The organism is uncultured Devosia sp., assembly GCF_964244875.1.
Taxonomy (GTDB): Bacteria; Pseudomonadota; Alphaproteobacteria; order Rhizobiales; family Devosiaceae; genus Devosia.
On record NZ_CAXTKA010000006.1, the window covers coordinates 66,233 to 90,419 of the forward strand.

The window sequence follows — 24,187 nt, forward strand, 5'->3', positions numbered from 1 at the left end:
TGGGAGTATCTGAGCACCAATATTCAGGCTCCCCTACCCCCACCTTGCTTCAGGCAGAAGGCCTATCGCCGATAACCAAGCCTCCTGCCCAAATGCCTCAGTCGATCCCTCCCCCTACCAGGGGGAGGATCAAGGTGGGGGTATCCCGGCCCCGATATCGCGGCCCCCGCACCCACCCATCCTCTCCTTGAATTTCGTTCTGTCCCTGCACCAATTCCCCAACCACCCGCAACGTCATGCCGCGAAAGCGTGAACCCATTCTTGGCTCTCATCATCACTAAGCAATTGCCCCTTTCTGCCCCCGACCAATGCTGCCCCAAAGTCCCACACCACAACAAAAAAGGGCCCGGCTTTCACCGGACCCCCTGATCGCAATCCAAACCAGCCTTACGCCGACTTTTTGTCGTCGTCCTTGACCTCTTCGAAGTCGGCATCGACGACATCGTCGTCCTCATCATCCTCGGTGCCATTGGCCTTGGCTTCGGCTTCCGCCTGCGAGGCCTTGTACATGGCCTCGCCCAGCTTCATCGAGGCCTGCGCCAGCGCATCGGTCTTTTGGCGGATCGCTTCGCCATCGTCGCCTTCGATCACCGCCTTGAGATCGGCAATGGCGGTTTCGATCGCGCTCTTGTCCTCTGCCGAAACCTTGTCGGCATATTCCTTGAGCGACTTTTCGGTCGAATGGATCAGCGATTCGCCCTGGTTCTTGGCTTCGACGGCCTCGCGCTTGCTCTTGTCGGCCTCGGCGTTCTGCTCGGCTTCCTGCACCATCTTTTCGATGTCGGCGTCGCTGAGGCCGCCCGAAGCCTGGATGCGGATCACCTGCTCCTTGCCGGTGCCCTTGTCCTTGGCCGAGACATTGACGATGCCATTGGCATCGATATCGAAGGTGACCTCGATCTGCGGCACGCCGCGCGGCGCCGGCGGAATGCCGGCCAGGTCGAAATTGCCCAGCAGCTTGTTGTTGGCCGCCATTTCGCGCTCGCCCTGGAACACCCGGATCGTCACCGCCGACTGCGAGTCTTCCGCGGTCGAGAAGGTCTGCGACTTCTTGGTCGGAATCGTCGTATTGCGATCGATCAGGCGGGTGAACACGCCCCCCAGCGTCTCGATGCCCAGGCTCAACGGCGTCACGTCGAGCAGCAGCACGTCCTTGACGTCGCCCTGCAGCACGCCGGCCTGGATCGCGGCGCCCAGCGCCACCACTTCGTCCGGATTGACGCCCTTGTGCGGCTCCTTGCCGAACAGCTGCTTGACCACTTCCTGCACTTTTGGCATGCGGCTCATGCCGCCCACCAGCACCACTTCGTCGATCTGCGCCGCGGTCAGCCCCGCATCCTTCATGGCCTGCTTGCACGGCTCGATGGTCTTGTTGATCAGGTCATCCACCAGCGATTCGAACTTCGACCGGCTGAGCTTGAGCGTCAGATGCTTGGGGCCCGATGCGTCGGCGGTGATGAAGGGCAGGTTGATTTCGGTCTGGGTCGAGCTGGACAGCTCGATCTTGGCCTTTTCCGCCGCTTCCTTTAGCCGCTGCAGCGCCAGCTTGTCGGAGCGGAGATCAATGCCCTGCTCTTTCTTGAACTCGTCGGCAAAGTAGTCGACCAGGCGCATGTCGAAGTCTTCACCGCCCAGGAACGTGTCGCCATTGGTGGACTTCACCTCGAACACGCCGTCGCCGATTTCCAGCACCGACACGTCGAAGGTGCCGCCGCCAAGGTCATAGACCGCGATGGTGCCTGAGTTTTTCTTGTCCAGCCCATAGGCCAGGGCGGCCGCGGTCGGCTCGTTGATGATGCGAAGCACCTCAAGGCCCGCGATCTTGCCGGCATCCTTGGTCGCCTGGCGCTGCGAATCGTTGAAATAGGCCGGCACGGTGATAACGGCTTGCGTCACGGTCTCTCCGAGATAGGATTCGGCGGTTTCCTTCATCTTTTGCAGGATCATGGCCGAAACCTGCGAGGGCGAATACTTGTCGCCCGAGGCTTCCACCCACGCATCGCCATTGTCGGCGGCGACGATTTTGAACGGGACCAGGTTCTTGTCCTTGCCCACCACCTTGTCGTCGTAGCGGCGCCCGATCAGGCGCTTGACCGCAAACAGCGTGCCTTCGGGATTGGTCACCGCCTGCCGCTTGGCCGGCTGGCCCACAAGGCGTTCGCCATCCTTGGAAAAGGCCACCATCGAGGGCGTGGTGCGCGCGCCTTCGGCGTTCTCGATCACTTTGGGGTTCGACCCGTCCATCACCGCAACGCAGCTATTGGTGGTCCCGAGGTCGATACCGATAACTTTAGCCATAACTCTGCCTCTCTCTCAGCAAACCCGTGGTGAAACCCTTCTTCCGAAGCAGCTTCGTGGCCGTTGGGCCGGGTTCCTTTGCAACAAAAATGTGCCCATCGCTGGGCTTGCAGGCTATATAGGGGGGTCGCCCTTTGGCTTCAAGCGCGCAAACGGCCTTAAAGCGGCTTTGCCCTGCAACATGACCGCGACCCGCCAGCGCCCGGCCATGCCGCGATTCGCCAAGCCGGCGGCCGATCGTAGGGCGGCTTGGGGCCCACCGCAAGGACGGCTGTTGCCGGCCACTGGCGCGCGCTCAAAGCCGGCCATGCCTACCTCGGCATAGGCGGCGTCATCTCCGCCCACCAATACCAGGGCACCCTGCTCAAAAGGGTATTCTTTGCCATGCCGTTTGGCGTCCGCGACATGTTGTTTTCACCGTCATTTGCTACACTCAACGGTAACGCTATGTTAACCAAAGCCGCCAAATGATCAGCGTAACGGCGCGCGTGCGACCCACGGGCCGTCTTCCCGCGCGCGGCCGTCTGCCTGCCCCGTGGAGCAAATATAATTTCCAAGGATTTCAACAACATGACCATCGATATCGGTGCCAACGACGTCCTGATCGTGGTCGACATGCAATATGATTTCCTGCCTGGCGGCCCGCTCGGCGCACCCGGTGCCGACCACATCATCCCGCTGATCAACGCCCTGGCCACGCGCTTCGCCAACGTCGTCCTCACCCAGGACTGGCACCCGCCCGGCCATGTCTCGCTGGCTTCTAGCCACCCCGGCAGGCAGCCGTTCGAGACGATCGAGCTCTCCTACGGCCCCCAGGTCTTGTGGCCCGATCACTGCCTTTGGGGCACCCATGGCGCTGAAATTTCTGCGGAAATCGTCATTCCCCACGCCCAGCTCATTATCCGCAAGGGCTACAATCGCGACGTCGACAGCTATTCCGGCTTCCAGGAGGCCGACCGCAAGACCCATACCGGCCTTGCCGGCTATCTCAAGGAACGCGCCATCGACCGGGTCTTCGTGACCGGCGTCGCCACCGATTTCTGCGTCGGCTGGACCGCCCTCGACGCCCAATCCGCCGGCCTGCAAACCGCCGTCATCGAAGATGCCACCCGCGGCATTGACACCAACGGCTCGATGCATCGCGCCTGGGCAAATATGACGACAGCCGGTATTAACCGGCTGCAATCAAACGATATTTTAGCGGCGTAGGCCTTAAACGCTCTTGTCGATCGCCTCTTCGGCCGGAGCATGGCTCGGTCCGCCCTTGGCGACACCGACCATTGCCGGCCGCAACACCCGCTCGCCGATGGCAAATCCGGCCTGCACCACCTGCACCACCGTGCCCTCGGGACGGCTCGGATCGGGCACTTCGAACATTGCCTGATGCTTGTGCGGGTCGAACTTCTGCCCTTCCGCCTCGATCTGCTTGACGCCATGCTTGGCCAGCAGCCGCTGCATTTCGCGCTCGGTCATTTCAATGCCATCGATCAGGGACTTGGTCGTTGCATCGCCCGACAAGCGCGCCTCTGCCGGCAACACCAGCAGCGCCCGGCTCAAGGCGTCGGTGGCGCTCAGCATGTCGCGCGCAAACCCGGCGATGGCGTAGGAGCGCGTATCCGCGACCTCGCGTTCCGTCCGCTTGCGCAGATTTTCCATCTCGGCAATGGTGCGCAGCACCCGGTCCTTGAGCTCGGCATTCTCGGCCCGCAGGGCCTCCGACGGATCGACTTCCGGCTCGCCGGCCAAAATTTCGATCTCGGGCGCATCGTCCTGCGAGGCGTTTTCGTCGCTCATCATTCTAGCGTTCCACATCTTAACTGGATTTGACCCGCATATCGGCCAAAGCGCCGGTTTTTTCAAGCCGTCCCGCAATCTAGACGGCCGCGGCCTTACCGCTTGCGCGCTATCATCGCGCTGATCACATGCGCGGTGTAATCCACAACGGGCACGATGCGCGCATAGTTCAATCGTGTCGGCCCGATCACCCCCAGCACCCCCACCACCTTGTCATTGGCGTCCTTATAGGGGCTCAGGATCACCGACGAGCCCGAAAGCGAAAACAGCTTGTTTTCTGAGCCGATGAAAATCCGCACACCTTGGGCCTTTTCGGCGTCACCCAGCAAGTCCAGCAAGCCATCCTTGCTTTCCAGTTCGTCGAACAATTGCCGCATGCGCAGCAATTCATCGCTCGCCATCGCGTCATTGATCAGATTGGCCCGGCCACGCACGATCACCGTAGGCTGGCTGGTGGCCGACGCCTGGCTCAGCGTGGCAATCCCGGCATCCACCAGCTTTTGCGTCAACTCATCAAGCTCGGCCCGCTGCTCCGCCCGCTGCTCGGCCAAAACCTTGCGGGCTTCGGCAATGGTGCGGCCCACCACGTGATGGGCCAGGTAGTTGCCTGCCTGCGTCAGGGCGCTCGCCGTCAACCCCGGCGGGGTTTCCATGATGCGGTTTTCCACCTGCCCGTCCTGCCCGACCATGATGGCCATGGCGCGGCTGGCATCGAGCCGCACGAATTCGATATGCCGCAGCACCATGTCGGACTTGGCGGCGATGACCACGCCAGCTCCTTGGCTGAGCCCGCTCAGGAGTTGGCTGGCCTCGGTCAGCACGTCCTCCACCTGGCCGCGATGCTGTCCTTCGATGGATTTTGCGATCTGGCTGCGCTCGGTTTCGTTCACCGAACCCACTTCGAGCATGGCATCGACGAAAAACCGCAAGCCTTCCTGCGTCGGCGCCCGACCGGCCGACGTATGCGGCGCCGCGATCAGCCCCAAATCCTCAAGGTCCGCCATCACATTGCGCACCGACGCCGGCGACAATCCCACCTGCAGCATTCGGCTTAGATCGCGTGAGCCCACCGGCATGCCGGTATCCAGATAGCGCTCGACGATCTTGCGAAAAATGTCCTGGCTGCGGGCATTGAGCACCGCGAGAAAGTCTTCGGGGGGCTTGGCCATATGTTTTTCGTAAAATCTTCCGTTTAACCCTGCCCCATCATTTAAGCGCATTGCAGCCTCCCGCCAAGCCGCAGCCGCTTGTGAGCGGCTTGCTGGGGCGGTATGAGGCAGGTTAACGTTTTACTAACCATCAGAGACTGATTTGCCCATGCGGCCTTCCGGACGTGAGCCCAACCAGATGCGCGCCGTCACCATCGAGCGCGGCGTCTCGCAAAAGGCCGAGGGGTCCTGCCTCGTGCAATTCGGCAATACCAAGGTTCTGGTCACCGCCAGCGTCGAAACCAGCCTGCCCGGCTGGCTGCGCGGTAAGGGCCAGGGCTGGGTCACCGCCGAATACGGCATGCTGCCCCGCGCCACCGGCTCGCGCAATCGTCGCGAAGCCACCGCCGGCAAGCAATCCGGCCGCACTCAGGAAATCCAGCGCCTGATCGGCCGCTCCTTGCGCGCCGTGGTCGACATGACCGCATTGGGCGAAAACCAGATCACCGTGGATTGCGACGTGCTCGAAGCCGATGGCGGCACCCGCACTGCTTCGATCACCGGCGCCTATATCGCCCTGGCCGATGCCATCGCCTGGATGGACGAGCGCAAGCTGACCAAGGGCAAGGCGCTGCGCGATTCGGTTGCCGCGGTCTCCTGCGGCATCTATCGCGGCACGCCGGTGCTCGATCTCGATTATCTCGAAGACGTCGAGGCGCACACCGACGCCAATTTCGTGCTGACCGGCTCGGGTCAGTATGTCGAAATCCAGGGCACCGCCGAACAGGTCCCGTTCAGCCGCGACGAACTCAACAACCTCATGACCTTGGCCGAGCAGGGCATTGGCGAATTGACCCTGCTGCAACAGACGGCGCTTTTGCCATGATGGGCTGGCTGTTCAAGAAAAAACCGGCCGCACGGCCCGCCACCCGCCAGCAGAACGAGCCGCGCGTGCCCTCCCCGGAGGCCTGCGCCATCTGGCACGATGTGGTCCGTGCCCTCGATGCCAAGCCAAAGAACGCCAAATGAGCACTGCCCTCAAGCTGCGCGATGGCGATCGTCTGGTCCTGGCTTCCCACAACAAGGGCAAGCTGGTGGAATTTCAGGAGCTGTTCGAGCCCTTTGGCCTCGAACTGATGTCTGCCGCCGAACTCGACCTGCCCGAGCCTGAGGAAACCGGCACTACCTTTGCCCAGAACGCCCGCATTAAGGCCCATGCCGCGGCCCAAGGCTCCGGCATGATGGCGCTTAGCGATGATTCGGGCCTCTGTGTCGATGCCTTGGGCGGCGATCCCGGCGTCTATACCGCCAACTGGGCTGGCCCCGACAAGGATTTCGCCCATGGCATGAAGCGTGTCGAGGATGCCTTGCAGGCGGCCAATGCCACCTCGCCGTCCCGGCGCAAGGCTCATTTCATGGCCACGCTGTGCCTTGCCCACCCAGATGGGCGCGACTGCCTGTTTGAGGGCCGGATTGATGGCGTTCTGGTCTGGCCGCCGCGTGGCGAACGGGGACACGGGTTTGATCCCATGTTCATGCCCTCGGGCTACGATGTCACCTTTGGGCAGATGGCCGCGCAAGCCAAGCATTCCTGGACACCTGGCCAAACCGGTCTCTCCCATCGCGCTCGGGCCTTCGCCAAGTTCGTGGAGGCTGTCATTGACCCGACTTGATCCCGAACGGCAGGTCCGCGGTAGCGAACAGTGGTCGCCGGCGTTCGGAGCCGATCATGGCGCTTGAAAAGTCCAATGATCTCTTCGGCGTCTATGTCCACTGGCCGTTCTGCGCCAGCAAATGCCCCTATTGCGATTTCAATTCGCACGTCCATCGTGGCCCCTTCGACGAACAGGGCTATGTTGCCGCCTATGAACGCGAAATCGCCCATGCCGCCAGCCTTGCGCCCGGCCGGGTCGTGCAATCCATCTTCTTTGGCGGCGGCACGCCCTCGCTGATGAGCCCCTGGGCCGTCAAGCAGATCATCGATGCGGTCGCCCGGCACTGGACCGTCGAGCCCAAGGCCGAAATCACGCTCGAAGCCAATCCCACCAGCGTCGAGGTCGAGCGGTTCCGGGGTTTTCGTTCTGCTGGCGTCAATCGTGTCTCGCTGGGCGTACAGTCGCTGCGCCCCCAGCCCCTCGCCGATCTGGGCCGTCGTCACAGTGTCGAGGAAGCCGTCGCTGCCGTGCGCATCGCCCAGTCGGTGTTCGAGCGCTCCAGCTTCGATCTGATCTATGCCCGTCCGCACCAGACGCTGGACGACTGGGAAGACGAGCTCAAGGAGGCGCTTTGGCTGGCCAAGGGCCATATCTCGCTCTACCAGCTCACCATCGAGCAGGGCACCCGCTACTTCGACCTGCACCAGGCGGGAAAGCTGGTCATGCCCGGCGAAGACCTGGCTGCCGACTTTTACGAACTGACCCAGGAACTGACGGCCGCTGCCGGCATGCCCGCGTACGAAATCTCCAACCATGCCCGCCCCGGCCAGGAAAGCGAGCATAACCTTTTGTATTGGCGCTATGGCGAATATGCCGGCATCGGCCCCGGTGCCCACGGGCGGCTGCTGATCAACAATCAGCGTCACGCCACGGCCACCGAACGCCTGCCGTTCGACTGGCAGAAAAAAGTCGTTTCCACCGGCCATGGCCTCGTTACCGACGACGTGCTGACCTGGGAAGAACAGGGCGACGAATTCCTTGTCATGGGCCTGCGCCTGCGCGAGGGCATCTCGCCTTCTCGCTTCACGGCCCTCAGCGGTCGCAAGATCAACCAGCGCCAGATCGACGATCTCAAGGGCTATGGGTTCGTTGAAACCCTGCCCAACGGCAATATCCGCGTGACCGATCGCGGCTGGCCGGTGCTGGACGCTGTGGTGGCGGATTTGGCGGCCTAGCTTGCGGGTGGGGGACCTTGCATGACCAGGATGGATGAATATGAGCGTAGCAAGCGCGACGGAATTCGTCTCGCCATAACGTGGTTACATGCGCGCGCCGCCGAGATGAACGATCCCCATGCCAGGCAATGTCTCAATGGTGCCGCGTTCAACCTTGGCGTTGACCGGGCCCGAAGTCAGGAGACGGCATCGGGTCCGCTTGCAGCCACGCCGGTTGATGCGGAATGTGACGACAAATCCTGACCGTGCTAGGTCTGCCCTATGTACACCGCCCCCTCCTACTTCATTGCCGGCCACCCCTTCCCCGCGCCCCCTCTGGCCCCCGGCCTCTATGTCGTGGCCACGCCCATCGGCAATTTGCGCGATATTACCATCCGAGCGCTTGAAACCCTTGCTGCCGCCGACGCGATCCTGTGCGAGGACACGCGCCTGTCGGCCCGCCTGCTCGATCATTACGGCATCAAGGGTCGCCGTATCGCGCTGCATGAACACAACGAACGCGCCAAGTCCGATGACATCGTCGCCCGCATCGCTTCTGGCCAGACCTTCGCCTTGATCTCGGACGCCGGCACGCCCTTGCTGTCCGATCCGGGCTTTCCCCTGATCCGGGCGCTGGCCGAAGCCGGCCTGCCCGTCTTCGCCATTCCCGGCCCTTCCGCGCTGCTGTCGGCGCTGGTTGTTGCCGGCTTGCCCACCGACGCTTTCACCTTTCATGGCTTTTTGCCCGCCAAGGCCGGGGCCCGCGCTAATGCCCTCAAGGCGCTGGCAGATTCACGTGAAACACTGGTGTTCTATGAAAGTCCCCGCCGCCTCGACGACACTCTTGCCGCCATGACCCTGGCCTTCGGCCCCGAGCGACCCTGCGCAGTCGCCCTCGAACTGACCAAGCGCTTCGAGCGCGTCCATCGCGGCACGCTGGCCGTTCTCGCTGCTGAATTTTCCGATGCGCCAACCAAGGGTGAAGCCGTTATAGTCGTTGCCGGTGACCCCGAAGCCGCCGCGCCGGACGAGGATGACTGGACCGCGGCCCTGGCTGCCACCCTTGCCACCCAGCCCACCCGCGTCGCCGTCGATGCCATCACCGCCCTATACGGCCTCAAGCGTAAACAGGTCTACGATGCCGCCCTCGCCCTCAAAGCCGAAAAGTAGCAAGCGTATCGCCGCCCAGCTTGGCGGCCATCGCAGCGAAGCTCTCGCGGCCTGGTTCCTGCGCCTGCAATTGTACCGCATCATCGCCACGCGCTACAAAACTCCGGTCGGCGAGATCGACCTCATCGCGGAGCGTTTCGGCACCACCGTCTTCGTCGAGGTCAAGGCTCGCGGCCATGTCATCGGGGAAGCGGAGGCACTCGAAGCCGTCAACACCGCGCGCATCTCCCGCGCTGCGCACTATTGGCTTGCCAAGCATCCGACCCAGGCAGAAACGCCCTTCCGTTTCGACGTGATTTTCCTTGCGCCCCGTTGCTGGCCGCGTCATGTGGTGAACGCGTTCGACGCCTCCTGAGGACCCAACAATGCTCAAAGTCGCCGTCCAGATGGACCATGTCGCCACCATCAATCCGCGCGGCGACTCTACCTTCGCCATGATGCTCGAGGCGCAAGCCCGCGGCCATGCATTGCTGCACTACACCCCCGATACCCTGGCCCTGCGCGGCGACACCGTTTCGGCGCTGGCTGCCCCCATTACCGTCCTCGATAAACCTAAGGGCGAACACTTCACCCTCGGCGAAGCAACCCGCATCGATCTGTCCACCCAGGACGTGGTGCTGATGCGCCAGGACCCGCCCTTCGACATGAACTATATCACGCTGACCCACCTGCTCGACCGCATCCACCCCCAGACCCTCGTGGTCAATCCGCCCGCTGCGGTGCGCAACGCGCCTGAAAAAATCCTCGTCACCGACTTCCCCGAACTGATGCCGCCGACGCTGGTGACGCGTGACCGCGAAATGATCCATGCTTTCCGCCAGGAGCACGGCAACATCATCGTCAAGCCGCTCTACGGCAATGGCGGTGCCGGCGTGTTCTTCATCCAGGAGGGCGACCACAATCTGGCTTCCCTGCTCGAGCTGTTTGAAAGCAATTATCGCGAACCGTTCATGATCCAGCGCTACCTGCCCGACGTGCGCAAGGGCGACAAGCGCATCATCATCATCGATGGCGAGCCCGTAGCCGGCCTCAACCGGGTCCCCGCCGATGGCGAAGCGCGCTCCAACATGCATGCCGGCGGCCGCCCGGAAATCTCCGAGCTGACCGCGCGCGACCTGGAAATTTGTGCGGCGATCGCCCCGGCGCTCAAGGAGCGGGACATGATCTTCGTGGGCATCGACGTGATCGGCGATTACCTGACCGAAATCAACGTCACCTCCCCCACCGGCATCCGCGAAATCAAGCGCTTCGGCGGCCCGGACATCGCCGTGATGATCTGGAACGCCATCGAGAAGCGGCGCGGCTGAGCGCAATACGGTCGCTGCCGCCAGGATGTTGGACGCCCTTCCGTCGGCCATCCGGCAGCAGATTGCCGATGGACCGACCTTTACGCAATTGCCGGCAGTGGTGATATAAAAGCACTGCAGGGCAACCTGGCTGTCGGCTGCGAATAGGCCGGGATGGCGTGCGATTTAGCCAAGGCCGCCAGACGATTGTGACTATCTATATTGGTAAGTGCGAAACGACGACGGATTCCGGGGAGCGACAATGGGCGTTCAAATCACTACTATGCCGGCCGGGAAGGAAATGGTCGTCATGCCGCGTGCAGCATGCCGAGAATGGCGTCGATTGAGCCAGCAAGACTTGGCGTCAGGTAGTAGCGTGATCCAAACCGAATTGGATGATCTTGAACAAGCTCGACGCATGCGGTCGCAGAACATAGCGGCCAGGCTCAGCTTGGCATTGGATCGACCGACCAGTTGGCCGGCGGAATAACCCTATGCCCACAACGACATTCTTCGTTGCCTTCGCGACGCTCTTTGCCACCGTGGGCGTGGCCGATATCGCGTTCATCTTTGCGGCCCTCACCAAGCGCAACAGTGCCAAGGAACGCTTCGCCTTTGCCACGCGCGGCGTCATCATCGCCGGAGTCATCCTGCTGCTGTTCGCGGTTCTGGGAAATCCCATCTTGGACGTCTTCGGCATCACCATTCCGGCGCTGCGCACCGCAGGCGGCCTGTTGCTGTTCCTGATCGCTATCGACATGGTGTTTGCCCGCCATTCCGGGGGCACCGACATCACCGACGAGGAAGAGGTGGAAGCGCGCTCCCGCGATGACATCGCGGTTTTTCCGCTCGCCATGCCCCTTTTGGCCGGCCCCGGCGCGATCAGCGCCGTGATCTTGCTGACCACCGGCACCAGCACAGACCTTGAATTCTGGGCCGTCCTGCTCGCCATCGTTATCATTCTGGCTCTGGCCTGGCTGACGCTTCTGGTGGCCATCCCGATCCAGCGGCTGCTTGGCGTGACGGGCTTGGCAGTCGTGTCGCGCGTCATCGGCATTCTGCTGGCAGCACTCGCCGTACAGTTCGTCTTTGACGGCATCAAGGCCAGCGGTCTGCTGGCTTGAACGCGCTCGAAACCCTGTCTGGTCACAATTTGTTAAAATTGTTATGTTAATCAAGCTTTAACGCTGCCATTGACGGCAGCGGCGCCAAGGCGTTTACCCTTGATTGACCATCCAATCGGAACCAAATGCCATGCGCCTTGCGACAGCCATCGCCCTTTTGATCGTCGCCATCATGGCCACGGCCGCCACCGGCACCACTGCCGCCCGCTCCGAAATACTGATGCCGATCCAACTGCAATAAGCCCGGCGAAAAACGGCCGGCAGGCGCCGACCGTCATGTTGGCTGCGCCAAAGCGACCTACTTCTTCTTGACGGTGCCCGCGCTGCCCGCGCCCAACCCGGTCGCGTTCGTCGTTGCGGCCAGCTTGTCCTTTTTTGGCTTCTTGGCTTCCTTGTTGCTCTTCATCTGACCTTTGGCCATTTATCGTGTCCTCGCATTGCGGGCCGTGGCGCCCTTCAAATCACCAGAAAAACCTATGCTTTTGGCATTGGAGTGACAAGCGAGCAGAGGGCGGAAATCGCCCCTATTTATTTTTGGATGCGGCAGCGCCCCGTTGGGCCCAGCGTCGATACGGCGCGTGGATCGCACCCGGTCAACAGGAAATTGATCCAGTCATTCTGGTCGCCGTAAAACGCGTTGCGATCCACTTCCTCGCGAATGCCGCGCACCACGCCCGTCTGCGTCCATTGCCAGAATGTCCAGGGTCGGTTGCGATAGCGTTCATGGGGTTCCGCTGCGGTGGAGCGCAGCCAGAAGGCATTGGGGAAATATTCCCCTTCCAGCACGTCGCGATGGAAATTCATGTCGGTATAGATGATTGGCAGCTTGCCGGTATGGGCCTCCATGGCCGCCAGCATCACCCTGATTTTCTCCAGCGCATCAGCGCGATTGGGCTTGGTCTTGCAGCTGGAATGGTTGTTCCATTCCAGATCCAGCACCGGCGGCAGTGCATCGGCGTCATTGGGAACATTGCGGGTGAACCATTCGGCCTGTTCCGAAGCCAGCGAGCACCAGGTCATGAAGTGATAGGCACCGCGCGGTATGCCCGCCGAGCGGGCCCGGTTCCAGTTCGCCGAGAAGTTGGGATCGATGTAGTCCTTGCCCTCCGTCGCCTTCATGAACACGAAGTGGATGCCCGAGGCGTAGCTTGTGTGCAGGTCCGGATTGGACTGGTAGCGCGCGATGTCGATGCCCTGAATGGGCAGGCCCCGCGCCCGGTCGACGCCGGCATGGGGCCGGTTGTCGCCCTCGATGGCGCCGTAAAGTCCGCCGCCGCTGGCACAGGCCGCCAGCGTGGCGATGACCCCGGCGATGACCACGCTCTTGAGGATCGCCCGCGGCGAGGGAATGGACCAGGCAGCAATCATGGGCGACGATACTCGATCTAAAACGCGATACTTGGCTTCCGATTCAACATGGACGGGTTAAGGAAAGCTTGTCTTAACCAGTGGCGCATCCGGCATGGTTAATCGCTGGGCTGATGTTCGCCAAACGTTCTTGTTAGCGCCCCGGAGCTCTGCTAGTTTTCCGGCAATATGGGGGTACGGGCATGGTGGCGCGGGTTGCGACGGTCGCGTTTTTAGGCATCGAGGCCGTGGCGGTGGACGTTCAGGTGCAGATCGCGCCCGGCCTGCCCAAGTTTCTTATGGTTGGTTTGCCTGATAAAGCCGTCAAGGAGTCCAGCGAACGGGTTCGCGCGGCCCTTGTCGCCTCTGGTTTGGGGCTGCCGCCCAAGCGCATTACCGTCAATCTTGCCCCGGCCGACCTGCCCAAGGAGGGCAGCCATTATGACCTGCCCATTGCCTTGGCGTTGATGGCCGAAATTGGCGCCATCCCCCGCGATGCGCTGGATGGATTTCTGGCATTGGGCGAGCTTGGCCTCGATGGTCGCCTGGCCCATGTGCAGGGCGTGCTGCCTGCGGCCATCGCTGCCCATGGACGCGACCTGGGCATTATCTGTCCCTCGGCTTCCGGCCCCGAAGCGGCTTGGGCGGGCGAAGATATCGATATCGTCGCCGCCGACAGCCTGCTGGCGCTGGTCAATCACCTGACCGGCCACCAGCTCGCCGCACGGCCCAGCCCCAAGCGCTACCTGCCCAACGGCGCCTTGCCCGATCTCAGCGAAGTGCGCGGCCAGCAAGTCGCCCGCCGCGCGCTCGAAGTCGCTGCTGCCGGTGGCCATAACATGCTGATGATCGGCCCGCCCGGTGCCGGCAAATCCATGCTGGCGGCACGCCTGCCCTCCATCCTGCCCCCGCTCAACCCGCGCGAACTGCTCGACGTTTCGATGATCCAGTCGATCGCCGGCGAACTGGCAGGCGGCGCCCTCTCCGACCGACGCCCATTTCGCGCGCCCCATCATTCTGCATCCATGGCCGCCCTGGTCGGCGGGGGCCTGCGCGTGCGGCCGGGCGAGGTCAGTCTGGCCCACAATGGCGTGCTGTTCCTCGATGAGCTGCCCGAGTTTGCGCCTCAGGTGCTCGATAGCTTGCGTCAGCCGCTGGAATCGGGGGAAACCGTCATTGCCCGTGCCAATGCCCGCGTGTCCTATCCATCCCGCGTCCAGCTGATCGCGGCGATGAACCCCTGCAAATGCGGCATGGCCGGCAGTCCGGGTCATTCCTGCAAGCGGGGCGCGGCCTGTGCCGGCGACTACCAGGCCCGGGTTTCCGGCCCGTTTCTCGACCGCATCGACATCCGCATCGACGTGCCGGCCGTCAACGCCGCCGATATGATGACCTCGGGCGGCGCGGCCGAGCCCTCCTCGGCGGTGGCCCAGCGCGTGCAATTGGCCCGCGAGCGCCAGCGGCGGCGCTACCTAGATCATGAAGCGCCGGGAATCTTCACCAATGCCGCCGCCGGAGCGAGCCTGATCGAAGCCGTGGTCAATCCCGATCGCGAAAGCCAGGCGCTACTCTTGCAGGCTGCCGAGCGGTTTTCCCTATCGGCCCGCGCCTATCACCGCGTCCTCAAAGTTGCCCGGACGCTGGCGGACTTGGCCGGCGCCGAACAGGTCGCGCGGCCTCATATCGCCGAAGCCCTCAGCTATCGTGTCAACATGGCGCTTGCCTGAGAACTGTCGCCGATCCTAACGCACGCTCCGATAGCCCCCTGGCACGCCATGGGGTGACAGCACGACCTGCCAGAGGCCGATAGCGCGAGCCCGGAAAATCCCGGCAAACGAGCTGAGATAGTAGCGCCACATGCGATAAAAGCGCTGGTCGTATTGATCGGCCAGTTGCGGCCATGCTGCCTCGAAATTGGTCAGCCAAGCCATCAGGGTCCTGTCATAATCGGCCCCGAAATTATGCCAGTCCTCGATGACGAAAAACTTTTCGCTCGCCGCGCCGATCTGCGCCGGGGACGGCAGCATGCCATTGGGAAAGATGTATTTTTCGCTCCACGGATCGCCATGCGTAGTGGTGGTATTGCCCCCGATCGTGTGCAGCAGCATCAGCCCGTCATCCACCAGAAGTTCGCGCGCCTTGGCAAAATACGGCCGGTAGTTCTTGTAGCCGACATGCTCGAACATGCCGATCGAGACAATCCGGTCAAAGCGCCCCTCGAGTTCCTGGTAATCCATCAGCAGTGTTTGGACCGGTAGCCCTCGGGTGCGGGCATTGGCCAGTGCCGCCTGTTCTTTGGAAATGGTCACGCCCACGGCGCTCACCCCATAGCGTTCAGCGGCAAATTGCATGAACCCGCCCCAGCCCGAGCCGATGTCGAGCATGCGCATGCCCGGCTCGAGCCCCACCTTGCGGCAGATCAGGTCCAGCTTGGCTTGCTGCGCGGCGTCCAGCGTTGTCGCGTCCTTCCAGTAGCCGCAGGAATAGATCATCCTCCCGTCCAGCATCGCGCGATAGAGATCATTGCCGATATCGTAGTGCTTTTCGGCAACCTCGCGCACCTTGAGCCGCTGCATATTGAGCAATTTGCCGCGCAACACGCTGCCGATCAGGGCCAGATCCGGTTTGAAGTTGGCCTGGACATTGGCCGATACCAGCCGGAAAATAAACGCATCGATCGCCTCGGCGTCCCACCAGCCCTCCATATAGCTTTCGCCCAGCCCCAACGTGCCCTGGCTCAACAACCGCCCGTAAAGCCCTTCATTGTGCACCTGCGGATCCCAAGGGTTGGGACCGTTGATGGTCACATCGGTCTTGGTCAATTGCGTCTCGACGAACCTTTTGGCAGTGCTGGACATGATGATTAGGATGCTGATGGTTACGAAAGCGGCTATATTAGCGCCTTCGCCAACGACCAATCAAGCATCTGTCTGCGGCTCACCCATGAGGCAGCGCTCGGCTTAATCTTGCGAGGCGCTCCTTGCTGCTGCGCGCTCGGTCCAAGCGGACCATTCGTGTTCGCGTTCGGCCTGCCATTGCTTGACCAGCGCCATGCGCCTTGTGCCATAGCGCTCCTCGGTCAGCCGCAAGTGGCCGATCCGGTCCGTGCGAAAATTACGGAACGCCCCGCGCATGCAGCACCAGGCGACGATGATCTGCTTGCCTTCGTAATAGGCCAGCTGGATCGGCCAGACCACGCGCTCCGAAGGCCGCCCGGTTTCGTCGCCATAAACAATGTGCAAGGCCTTTTCCTGGCGCATCGCCAACCGAATCTGGCCCAGTATAGCCACCGGCGGTCGCGGGCTGGCGACCAGCACCGGCCACAATCCGGTATCGTTGATCTTGTCGCGCAAATCCTCGGGTGACGCGGTGGCGATCTTGGCCAGGGCATTCTTGGCGGCGCCTGCCAGCCCATCGTCAGGCTGCGCCTGTACCCAACGTGCGCCCAGCACCAAGGCTTCCAGTTCCTCGGCCGAAAACATCAATGGCGGCAGGAAAAATCCGGGCTTCAGCATATAGCCGATGCCCGCCTCGCCCTCGATCGGCGCCCCCAGGCCAATAAGGGTTTGTACGTCGCGATAGAGCGTGCGCACCGAGACATTCTGCTCTTCGGCCAGCGATGCGGCGGTAACCGGCCGCCGATGCCGCCGCAGCGCATCCATGACCGCGAACAGCCGCTCCGTCTTGTCCATGCCAAGCCCTCCCGCGCGCATAACCGATGCCAGATTCCGTTCCTCCCGCCAAGGCATGCAGAACCGGCCGGCATCGCTTGGGAGCTTGCACTATTTGATCTGCGCATGGAACGCGCGGATATCGGCGGCAAACGCCTCGGGAAATTCCAACGCCGGAAAATGCCCGCCCGCCTCCGCCGGCGTCCAGCGCACGATGTTCTGCAGATGCCGCTCTCCCCAGGCGCGAGGCGCCGGCTGGTCGCCCGGCGCCAGGTAAATACCATGCGGCACGCGATGCGGAGGCCCCGGCTTGATCAGGTCCCGGTCGGCGAAGGCCTCCTTATAGAGCCGAACCGACGAACCGATGCTTTGCGAAAACCAGTAAACCGACAGGATCGTGCACAGATCATCCAGCTTGAACGCGGTTTCGAGTGGCCGATCCTTCTGGTTCCAGCCATGGAATTTCTCGGCGATCCAGGCAGCCAGCCCCCCCGGCGAATCGTTCAGCCCCACCGCCAGCGTCGCCGGCTTGGTGCCCTGGATCATCGCATAGGCGCCCTCGGCAAAGCTCCAGTAATCCGTTGCCGCAAAATATTCGGCCTCCTCCGGCGTCGGCTCGTCGGGCCGCGCAAAACCCCAATAGACATTGCTGTAGTGCGCCCCGATGATCCGCTCCGGCGCGGTCTTGACCAGCACCATTTCGACCCCCGCGCCCAGATCCGATCCGCTGACCAGAAAGCGCTCGTAGCCGAGCCGGCTCATCAACTGCGCCCAGAGCGGAGCAATCCTGCTCAGGTTCATGCCCGGCCGGCTCGGCTTGCCCGAAAACCCGTAGCCGGGCAGCGATGGAATCACGACATCGAAGCTGACGCCCTCGACTTGCCGCGTCAGCAACGGCACGATCGGCATCAACTCGACGAAATTGGACGGCCAGCCATTGGTCAGCAACAGCGGCACGCTTCGCTCGCCTTCGCCCTTCACATGAACGAAATGGATCGTTTCCCCATCGATCTCGTCGGTGAATTGCGAGAAACCGTTGAGCCGCGTCTCGGCGGCGCGCCAGTCGAACTGGTTGCCCCAATAGCTGACCAACCGCCGCACGAATCCCGCTTCGATCCCATAGTCCCAGCCAACATCGTCCAGCGTCTGCGGCAGCCGCGTATCGGCCAGCCTGACCTTGAGGTCTTCCAGCGTCGTTTCGTCCACGGCAATCTGAAACGGGATCATGGCAATCGCTCCGGGCGGCTCCATGCCGCCAGGATATTATGCTCCGGGGTCCCTGACAGTCTTCGTCAGCAGCAATGCCAAGACTGAAAGATTATAGCCTCGCCCGCCGGGCTCACGACTCTCAGGCGATTTCGAACTCGCACCAATGGCTGTAAGGCCGCTCGGGCGAATGCATCACCGAGGGGAAATGCGGGTTGTGCACTGCATCGGGAAAGGCCTGGTCTTCAAGGCATAGCCCCGCATGCTTGCCATAGCGTTTGCCGGCCAGCCCGGGTACGGCAATATCGGTCCACAACCCGTTATAGACCTGCACCCCCGGCCGGTCGCTCCACAGCTTGAGGGTCAACGCCCCATCGGGCCCGCGCACCGTGGCGATCGGGTCGGCATGGCTGCGCCCCGTGTCGAGCACCAGATTGATGTCATAGCCCACCGCATTGCCTGCCCCGTCGCGCATCGTTCGTCCCGCGCGCAGGTCGTACTGCGTGCCTGCCGAAGGCAGGATGGCGCCCGATGGGCACAGGTCCGGCCCCAGTTCGGTATAGGCGCTGGAATTGACCTGAACATGGTGGTCGAGCACGTCGTTGCCGGTGCCCAGGTTGAAATACTGGTGCTGCACCAGGCTGATCGGCGTTGCCCGGTCGGTCGTCGCCTCCAGCTCCAGCCGCAGCCGGTTGCCGGTCAGTCGATAGGTGGCGGCAAAGTTGACATTGCCGGGATAGCCCATAGCGCCGTCCGGGCTGAAATGGGTGAACCGCACCGCATTGGTGCCGCTGTCGATTTCCCCGTCCCAGACCTGGTAGCCCAGCCCCTCGGCACCGCCATGCAACTGCAGCGCGCCGGCATTGGCCGGCAATGCGTAATGCTTGCCGCCCACCTCGAACGATGCACTCTTGATCCGGTTGGCAACCCGACCGGCCAGTGAGCCGAAATGCGGGCTATGCTCAGGATAGAGCTCGAAATCATCGAACCCCAGTACCACCGAACGCAAGGCGCCATTGACCGGCACGCGCCAGTCGCGCACCACGCAGCCATAGCCGATGATATCGACGCCGACCCCGGTCTCGCTGGTCAGCCGGTACTGGTTGACCGGCTTGCCCTTGAACGCGCCAGATGCCGAAACCTCGATCGCCATGGCCAACCCTCCCTCACTCTTGGGCAAACCTGTAGCCTGCTTTGTCGCCGCCCTCAACGCCCACTTGACCTTTTGCGCGCCCCTGCCGACTGTGGACCGACCAGTTCGGGGAGGCGAGCAGTGCACGAGATCGGCTCGAAGCGGCGCACAACCGTTCACGACGTGGCCCGCGCCGCCGGTGTCTCGTTGGCCACCGTCGATCGCGTGCTCAACGGGCGCGCCGGCGTCACGTCCGTCACCACACAAAAGGTCGAAACCGCCATCGCGGCTCTGGGTTTCCAGCGTGACCTGTCGGCTTCGCTCTTGGCGCGGGCCCGCGACTTGCGGCTGGTTTTCATTATTCCTGACAGCTCCAACGAGTTCATGGCCAGCCTTGCCGATGCCGTGGCCCATCGGGGCGTTGCGGCCAATGCCGACCGGTTGCAATTGCACACCATCCGCCTCAAGGCGCTCGATGCCGATGCACTGGCCAGGTGCCTCGACGGGCTTGACCCCAACCAGTGCGATTGTGCAGTGATCGTTGCGACCGAGGACCAATCGGTCATCGCCGCCGTCGACAATGCCACCCGGCGCGGCGTTCTGGTCATGACCCTGGTATCCGACCTGCCCGGCTCCGCGCGCCGGCATTTCATCGGCATCGACAACGTCGCGGCCGGCCGGACCGCCGGCTCGCTGATGGGCCGCTTCTGTCCCCAGGGTGGAAAGGTCGCCCTCATTGCCGGCTCGCTGCATCTGCGCGATCATCGCGACCGGCTGGACGGATTTGTGGGCACCATGGCGCAGGAGTTTGCTTCAATCGCGCTGGTCGGGCCTATCGAAGGCCATGACGAGCGCGCCGAGACCCAAGCTCTCGTCACCCGTCTTTTGGTGGATAACCCTCACCTTGCCGGCATTTACAATCTGGGTGCCGGTAACGCCGGCCTCGTGGCCGCGCTCGAGGCCTCAGGTCGCGCCGGCACCATTCGGGTTATTGCCCATGAACTGACGGGTCCCACGCGCCAGGGCTTGCGCTCCGGGGCTATCGATGTGGTGCTCGATCAAAATCCCGATGCTGAAATCCGCGCCGCCATCGCTGCCGCCCGCTCGCTCGCCTTGGGGGCAAACGGAACGGCACGAACCGACCCCATTGAAATCGGTATTTTCCTGCGCGACAATCTACGCTAAGCAAATTGCCAATCAAAATTGGCGATGACCCGAAACTGGGCAGGGAGGATGTTGCAGTGTTGTTCACGATCATGTCAGAGGTACGTACCTCATGAGTGCCGCTTTTCTCGGCATCGATATCGGGACCTCGGGCGTCAAGGCACTATTGATCGATGGGAAGGGACGGGCTCTGGGCGACGCTACCGCCCCGGCCGTCGAGCCGACCCGCCCGCATCCGGGCTGGTCGGAGCAAAATCCGGCCGATTGGTGGAGCGCCACGCTGGCCGCGATCGACAAGCTCTCCAAGTCAAATCCCCAACAGCTCAGCCAGGTGCGCGGCATCGGCCTCTCCGGTCACATGCACGGCGCCACGCTGTTGGGCAAAAACGACGAAGTGCTCCGCCCCTGCATCCTTTGGAACGATGGCCGCTCTGCTGCCGAATGCGCCGAAATGGAAGCCGCGCTCCCGACCCTGCGCCAGCTTGCCGGCAATATCGCCATGCCGGGGTTCACTGCGCCTAAAATTGCCTGGGTGCGCAAGCACGAGCCGGAGATTTACGCCAGGATCGCCAAGGTCCTGCTGCCCAAGGCCTATATCCGCCTGTTGCTGTCCGGCGAGCATGTCGAGGATCTGTCCGACGCTGCCGGCACGCTCTGGCTCGATGTCGGCAAGCGCGACTGGTCCGATCAATTGCTGGCGGTTACCGGTCTCACCCGGGCCCACATGCCGCGCCTGGTCGACGGCTCCGCGCCTTCGGGTCATCTCAAGCGCGAGTTTGTTGCACGCTGGGGCATGAGCGGCGATGTCGTCATCGCCGGCGGTGCTGGCGACAATGCCGCGGCCGCCTGTGGAATAGGCGCGATCCGGCCCGGCGAAGGCTTCGTGTCGCTGGGCACCTCCGGTGTTATTTTCGTTTCCAACGACACGTTCCGCCCCAATACCGAGGGCGCCGTCCACGCTTTTTGCCATGCCATTCCCGATATTTGGCACCAGATGGGCGTCATCCTGTCGGCCGCCGATAGCCTCAATTGGCTGGCCCGCATGACGGGTCAAAAACCGGCAGATCTCGCCGGTGCTGCTGAAACGCAATTCCAGGGCCCCGGCGCGGAAATCTTCCTGCCCTACCTGTCGGGCGAACGCACCCCCCACAACAATGCCAATGCGCGTGGCGCCTTTGTCGGCCTCTCCCAAAGCACCGACCCGGCACGGCTGGCCCAGGCCGTCATGGAAGGCGTCACGTTTGCCTTCCGCGATTGCCAGCGCGTCCTGAACGATGCCGGCACCAGGATCGACCGCCTGCTGGCCGTCGGCGGCGGCTCCAAGTCGCCGCTGTGGCTCAGGATGATCGCTACCAATCTCGATATGGAGATCGCCCTGCCCGAGGATGGCGACTTTGGGGGCGCATTGGGTGCTGCCCGCCTCGGCCTCTGCGCCGCCACGGGGGCTGCACCCGCCAACATCATGACCATGCCCGCCATCATGACCGTGATCGCCCCGGATCGGGGCCTCGCACAAGCCTATGCCGACCAATATGCGCGTTATCGCGCGCTTTATCCCGCCATCGAGGAGGCACGCACGTGACTGATTTCTTTCAAGGTATTTCGCCGGTGAAGTTCGAGGGGCCGTCAAGCGCCAATGCGCTGGCCTACCATCACTACGATAAGGACGAGATGGTCCTCGGCAAGCGAATGGAAGACCATATCCGTCCGGCAGTCGCCTATTGGCACACCTTTGCCTGGGAGGGCGGCGACCCGTTCGGCGGCCGCACCTTCGATCGTCCTTGGTATGACAAGGGTCTCGACGGCGCCAAGATCAAGGCCGACGTGGCCTTCGAATTGTTCGACCTGCTCGATATTCCCTTTTTCTGCTTCCACGACGCCGATATTGCCCCCGAAGGCGCGACCCTGGCCGAGAGCAACCGCAATGTCCGTTTCATCGGCGATATCTTTGCCAAGAAGATGCAATCGAGCCGGACCAAGCTGCTCTGGGGCACCGCCAACCTCTTTTCCAACCGCCGCTACATGGCGGGCGCTGCCACCAATCCCGATCCTGATGTCTTCGCCTATGCCGCCGGCCAGGTGAAGAACGTCCTTGAACTCACCCACGAACTGGGCGGCGCCAATTACGTGCTCTGGGGCGGCCGCGAGGGTTACGAGACGCTGCTCAATACCAAAATCGGCCATGAACAAGATCAGATGGGCCGGTTCCTGCACCTGGTGATCGAGCATGCCCACAAGATTGGCTTCAAAGGCCAGATCCTGATCGAGCCCAAGCCGCAGGAGCCGTCCAAGCACCAGTATGACTTCGACGTCGCCACGGTCTATGGTTTCCTGCGCAAGTATGGCCTGGAAAAGGATGTGAAGTGCAATATCGAGGTCGGCCACGCGTTCCTTGCCAACCACACCTTCGAGCATGAACTGGCACTGGCCGCCTCACTGGGAATTCTTGGCTCGGTCGACGCCAACCGCAACGATATCCAGTCCGGCTGGGATACCGACCAGTTTCCCAATTCGGTCGCCGACACCACCCTGGCCTTCTACCAGATCCTCAAGGCCGGCGGCCTCAACTCGGGCGGCTGGAATTTCGACGCCAAGGTGCGCCGCCAGTCGATCGACCCCGCCGACCTGTTGCATGGCCATATCGGCGGCCTCGACGTGCTGGCCCGCTCGCTCAAGGCCGCGGCCGCCTTGATCACCGATGGCACCTATGACAATGCCCTGGATGCGCGCTATGCCGGCTGGAACACGCCTGACGGCAAGGCCATTCTTAACGGCAAGGTCTCCCTGGCCGATCTGGCAGCCCGCGTCGAGCAGGACAATATCAATCCCCAGCCCCGGTCCGGCCAACAGGAATATCTGGAAAACTTGATCAACCGCTTCGTTTGAATTCTTGTAACAAATTGCCCGCCGCCGCGCTCGATGCCGCGGCGGTGGGATCGACACCAACGTGTCCGGTTCTTACCAAAGTCATCACGATTGACGGCGCCAAGCGACAAAATGCCGCATTGGGTCTATAAACCGGTCCCTGCAGATCAGCGTTCGCCCGGCCGCCCTGTCAACAACGCGGCCGGTTCGCCCAAGGCTCTCTGCACCCTGTGGTAGCGGAGGACGGAGATGACGGATTTCCACGTGATTGGCGGCGCCACCGAAACGCTGGCGCGCCCGACGATACGCAAGATCGGCATCGTCGACCTGAGCGACAGCTTGCGGCTTGGCATGGCCGATTTCTGGGAAAAACCCTCCCATGTCGTGCTGCTCTGCATCATCTATCCGGCAGTCGCCATCGTTTTGACCATCTGGATGTCCGGCTATTACACCTGGCCGCTGCTCTATTCGCTGCTGGGCGGCTTCGCCCTGGTCGGCCCGTTTGCTGCGATCGGGCTTTACGAAATCAGCCGCCGCCGCGAACAGGGCCTCGATACAGCGTGGCGCCATGCGTTCGACGTGCTTCGCTCCCCGGCCATCGCCTCTATCGGCGCCGTGGCGCTCTTGCTGCTGGCGGTGTTCACCCTGTGGCTCACGGCGGCGCAATTTTTATACGAAAGCCTGTTCGGCTCAGCCCCACCCATGACGTTGAACGGTTTGCTGCGGCAAATCCTGACTACCCCGCAGGGCTGGACCCTGATCATCGTCGGCAATCTCGTTGGCCTGGCTTTTGCGGTGTTTACCTTGTGCACCACCGTCGTGGCGTTTCCGCTGCTGCTCGATCGCGACGTCGGCGCCTACGCGGCAGTCGAGACCTCGTTTCGGGCCGTCCTTAAAAATCCGCTGCCCATGGCGCTTTGGGGACTGATCGTCGCGGTGGGCATCGTCATCGGTTCGCTGCCCTTGTTTGTCGGTCTGGCGGTGGTCATCCCTATTTTCGGCCATTCCACCTGGCACCTGTATCGCAAGGTCGTCGAACCCCAGGCTGCTCCCATGCCAGCCGTGCGCCGCGCGCGGCGATCGGTCCCCATGAAACCGGGCAAACCGGCCTGA

24 protein-coding genes are annotated in these 24,187 nt (G+C 62.6%); 15 read left to right on the forward strand and 9 right to left on the reverse strand.

The annotated features are described in order from the left end of the window. Positions 1-387: 387 nt before the first annotated feature. Positions 388-2,298, reverse strand: coding sequence for a molecular chaperone DnaK (gene dnaK / locus ACFE8X_RS09050; RefSeq protein WP_375451134.1), 1,911 nt, complete (start codon positions 2,296-2,298; stop codon positions 388-390). 570 nt (positions 2,299-2,868) lie between these two features. Here dnaK and ACFE8X_RS09055 point away from each other — a divergent pair. Further along, on the forward strand, positions 2,869-3,507 hold the full coding sequence (locus tag ACFE8X_RS09055) for a nicotinamidase (RefSeq protein ID WP_375451135.1): 639 nt from the start codon (positions 2,869-2,871) through the stop codon (positions 3,505-3,507). A 3-nt stretch (positions 3,508-3,510) separates the two neighbouring features. On the opposite strand, the gene grpE is transcribed toward ACFE8X_RS09055, so the two are convergent. Continuing rightward, positions 3,511-4,092, reverse strand: coding sequence for a nucleotide exchange factor GrpE (grpE, locus tag ACFE8X_RS09060; RefSeq protein ID WP_375451267.1), 582 nt, complete (start codon positions 4,090-4,092; stop codon positions 3,511-3,513). Positions 4,093-4,187: 95 nt separating this feature from the next. Continuing rightward, complete coding sequence (gene hrcA / locus ACFE8X_RS09065; protein ID WP_375451136.1) at positions 4,188-5,261, reverse strand: heat-inducible transcriptional repressor HrcA; 1,074 nt, start codon at positions 5,259-5,261, stop codon at positions 4,188-4,190. A gap of 148 nt (positions 5,262-5,409) precedes the next feature. Here hrcA and rph point away from each other — a divergent pair, with 148 nt between their 5' ends. From rph to ACFE8X_RS09110, 9 genes are all read left to right on the forward strand, one after another. Continuing rightward, positions 5,410-6,126 (forward strand): ribonuclease PH, encoded by a 717-nt coding sequence (gene rph / locus ACFE8X_RS09070; RefSeq protein WP_375451137.1) that lies wholly within the window; start codon positions 5,410-5,412, stop codon positions 6,124-6,126. After that, positions 6,123-6,269: a hypothetical protein gene (locus ACFE8X_RS09075; RefSeq protein ID WP_375451138.1), complete on the forward strand. Its 147-nt coding sequence runs from the start codon at positions 6,123-6,125 to the stop codon at positions 6,267-6,269. Before rph ends, ACFE8X_RS09075 begins: the two co-directional genes overlap by 4 nt. Beyond that, entirely contained in the window at positions 6,266-6,913 is a 648-nt protein-coding gene (locus tag ACFE8X_RS09080) for a non-canonical purine NTP pyrophosphatase (protein ID WP_375451139.1), read from the forward strand. Before ACFE8X_RS09075 ends, ACFE8X_RS09080 begins: the two co-directional genes overlap by 4 nt. Positions 6,914-6,969: 56 nt before the next feature. After that, positions 6,970-8,130 (forward strand): radical SAM family heme chaperone HemW, encoded by a 1,161-nt coding sequence (gene hemW, locus ACFE8X_RS09085; RefSeq protein WP_375451140.1) that lies wholly within the window; start codon positions 6,970-6,972, stop codon positions 8,128-8,130. Positions 8,131-8,151: 21 nt separating this feature from the next. Further along, positions 8,152-8,373, forward strand: a complete 222-nt coding sequence (locus tag ACFE8X_RS09090; RefSeq protein WP_375451141.1) for a hypothetical protein — start codon at positions 8,152-8,154, stop codon at positions 8,371-8,373. A gap of 18 nt (positions 8,374-8,391) precedes the next feature. After that, entirely contained in the window at positions 8,392-9,279 is an 888-nt protein-coding gene (gene rsmI, locus ACFE8X_RS09095) for a 16S rRNA (cytidine(1402)-2'-O)-methyltransferase (RefSeq protein ID WP_375451142.1), read from the forward strand. Then, on the forward strand, positions 9,248-9,634 hold the full coding sequence (locus ACFE8X_RS09100) for a YraN family protein (protein ID WP_375451143.1): 387 nt from the start codon (positions 9,248-9,250) through the stop codon (positions 9,632-9,634). The genes rsmI and ACFE8X_RS09100 overlap by 32 nt, the downstream gene beginning before the upstream one ends. A gap of 10 nt (positions 9,635-9,644) precedes the next feature. After that, positions 9,645-10,586 carry a glutathione synthase gene (gene gshB, locus ACFE8X_RS09105; RefSeq protein WP_375451144.1) on the forward strand — a complete coding sequence of 314 codons (942 nt, stop codon included), beginning with the start codon at positions 9,645-9,647 and terminating at the stop codon, positions 10,584-10,586. 473 nt (positions 10,587-11,059) lie between these two features. Beyond that, positions 11,060-11,689 (forward strand): MarC family protein, encoded by a 630-nt coding sequence (locus tag ACFE8X_RS09110; protein ID WP_375451145.1) that lies wholly within the window; start codon positions 11,060-11,062, stop codon positions 11,687-11,689. A 298-nt stretch (positions 11,690-11,987) separates the two neighbouring features. Here ACFE8X_RS09110 and ACFE8X_RS09115 read toward each other — a convergent pair whose 3' ends face one another. After that, a complete protein-coding gene (locus tag ACFE8X_RS09115; RefSeq protein ID WP_375451146.1) occupies positions 11,988-12,110 on the reverse strand; it encodes a hypothetical protein in 123 nt (40 codons plus the stop codon). 107 nt (positions 12,111-12,217) lie between these two features. After that, positions 12,218-13,057: a GH25 family lysozyme gene (locus ACFE8X_RS09120; protein ID WP_375451147.1), complete on the reverse strand. Its 840-nt coding sequence runs from the start codon at positions 13,055-13,057 to the stop codon at positions 12,218-12,220. 182 nt (positions 13,058-13,239) lie between these two features. Here ACFE8X_RS09120 and ACFE8X_RS09125 point away from each other — a divergent pair, with 182 nt between their 5' ends. Next, positions 13,240-14,763: a YifB family Mg chelatase-like AAA ATPase gene (locus ACFE8X_RS09125; RefSeq protein ID WP_375451148.1), complete on the forward strand. Its 1,524-nt coding sequence runs from the start codon at positions 13,240-13,242 to the stop codon at positions 14,761-14,763. 15 nt (positions 14,764-14,778) lie between these two features. Here ACFE8X_RS09125 and cfa read toward each other — a convergent pair whose 3' ends face one another. From cfa to ACFE8X_RS09145, 4 genes are all read right to left on the reverse strand, one after another. Further along, on the reverse strand, positions 14,779-15,894 hold the full coding sequence (cfa, locus tag ACFE8X_RS09130) for a cyclopropane fatty acyl phospholipid synthase (protein ID WP_375451149.1): 1,116 nt from the start codon (positions 15,892-15,894) through the stop codon (positions 14,779-14,781). A 102-nt stretch (positions 15,895-15,996) separates the two neighbouring features. Beyond that, the gene (locus ACFE8X_RS09135; RefSeq protein ID WP_375451150.1) at positions 15,997-16,728 is read right to left on the reverse strand and encodes a helix-turn-helix transcriptional regulator; all 732 of its coding nucleotides are present in this window, start codon (positions 16,726-16,728) and stop codon (positions 15,997-15,999) included. A gap of 90 nt (positions 16,729-16,818) precedes the next feature. Further along, on the reverse strand, positions 16,819-17,934 hold the full coding sequence (locus ACFE8X_RS09140) for an epoxide hydrolase family protein (RefSeq protein WP_375451151.1): 1,116 nt from the start codon (positions 17,932-17,934) through the stop codon (positions 16,819-16,821). 121 nt (positions 17,935-18,055) lie between these two features. Next, complete coding sequence (locus ACFE8X_RS09145) at positions 18,056-19,066, reverse strand: aldose epimerase family protein (protein WP_375451152.1); 1,011 nt, start codon at positions 19,064-19,066, stop codon at positions 18,056-18,058. A gap of 120 nt (positions 19,067-19,186) precedes the next feature. Between ACFE8X_RS09145 and ACFE8X_RS09150 the strand changes: the two genes are divergently transcribed. The 4 genes from ACFE8X_RS09150 (at position 19,187) to ACFE8X_RS09165 (ending at position 24,187) form a co-directional block, all read left to right on the forward strand. After that, on the forward strand, positions 19,187-20,230 hold the full coding sequence (locus ACFE8X_RS09150) for a LacI family DNA-binding transcriptional regulator (RefSeq protein ID WP_375451153.1): 1,044 nt from the start codon (positions 19,187-19,189) through the stop codon (positions 20,228-20,230). A gap of 91 nt (positions 20,231-20,321) precedes the next feature. Then, positions 20,322-21,791, forward strand: coding sequence for a xylulokinase (gene xylB, locus ACFE8X_RS09155; protein ID WP_375451154.1), 1,470 nt, complete (start codon positions 20,322-20,324; stop codon positions 21,789-21,791). Further along, a complete protein-coding gene (xylA, locus tag ACFE8X_RS09160; protein WP_375451155.1) occupies positions 21,788-23,095 on the forward strand; it encodes a xylose isomerase in 1,308 nt (435 codons plus the stop codon). The genes xylB and xylA overlap by 4 nt, the downstream gene beginning before the upstream one ends. Positions 23,096-23,323: 228 nt before the next feature. Then, positions 23,324-24,187, forward strand: coding sequence for a DUF2189 domain-containing protein (locus tag ACFE8X_RS09165; RefSeq protein ID WP_375451156.1), 864 nt, complete (start codon positions 23,324-23,326; stop codon positions 24,185-24,187).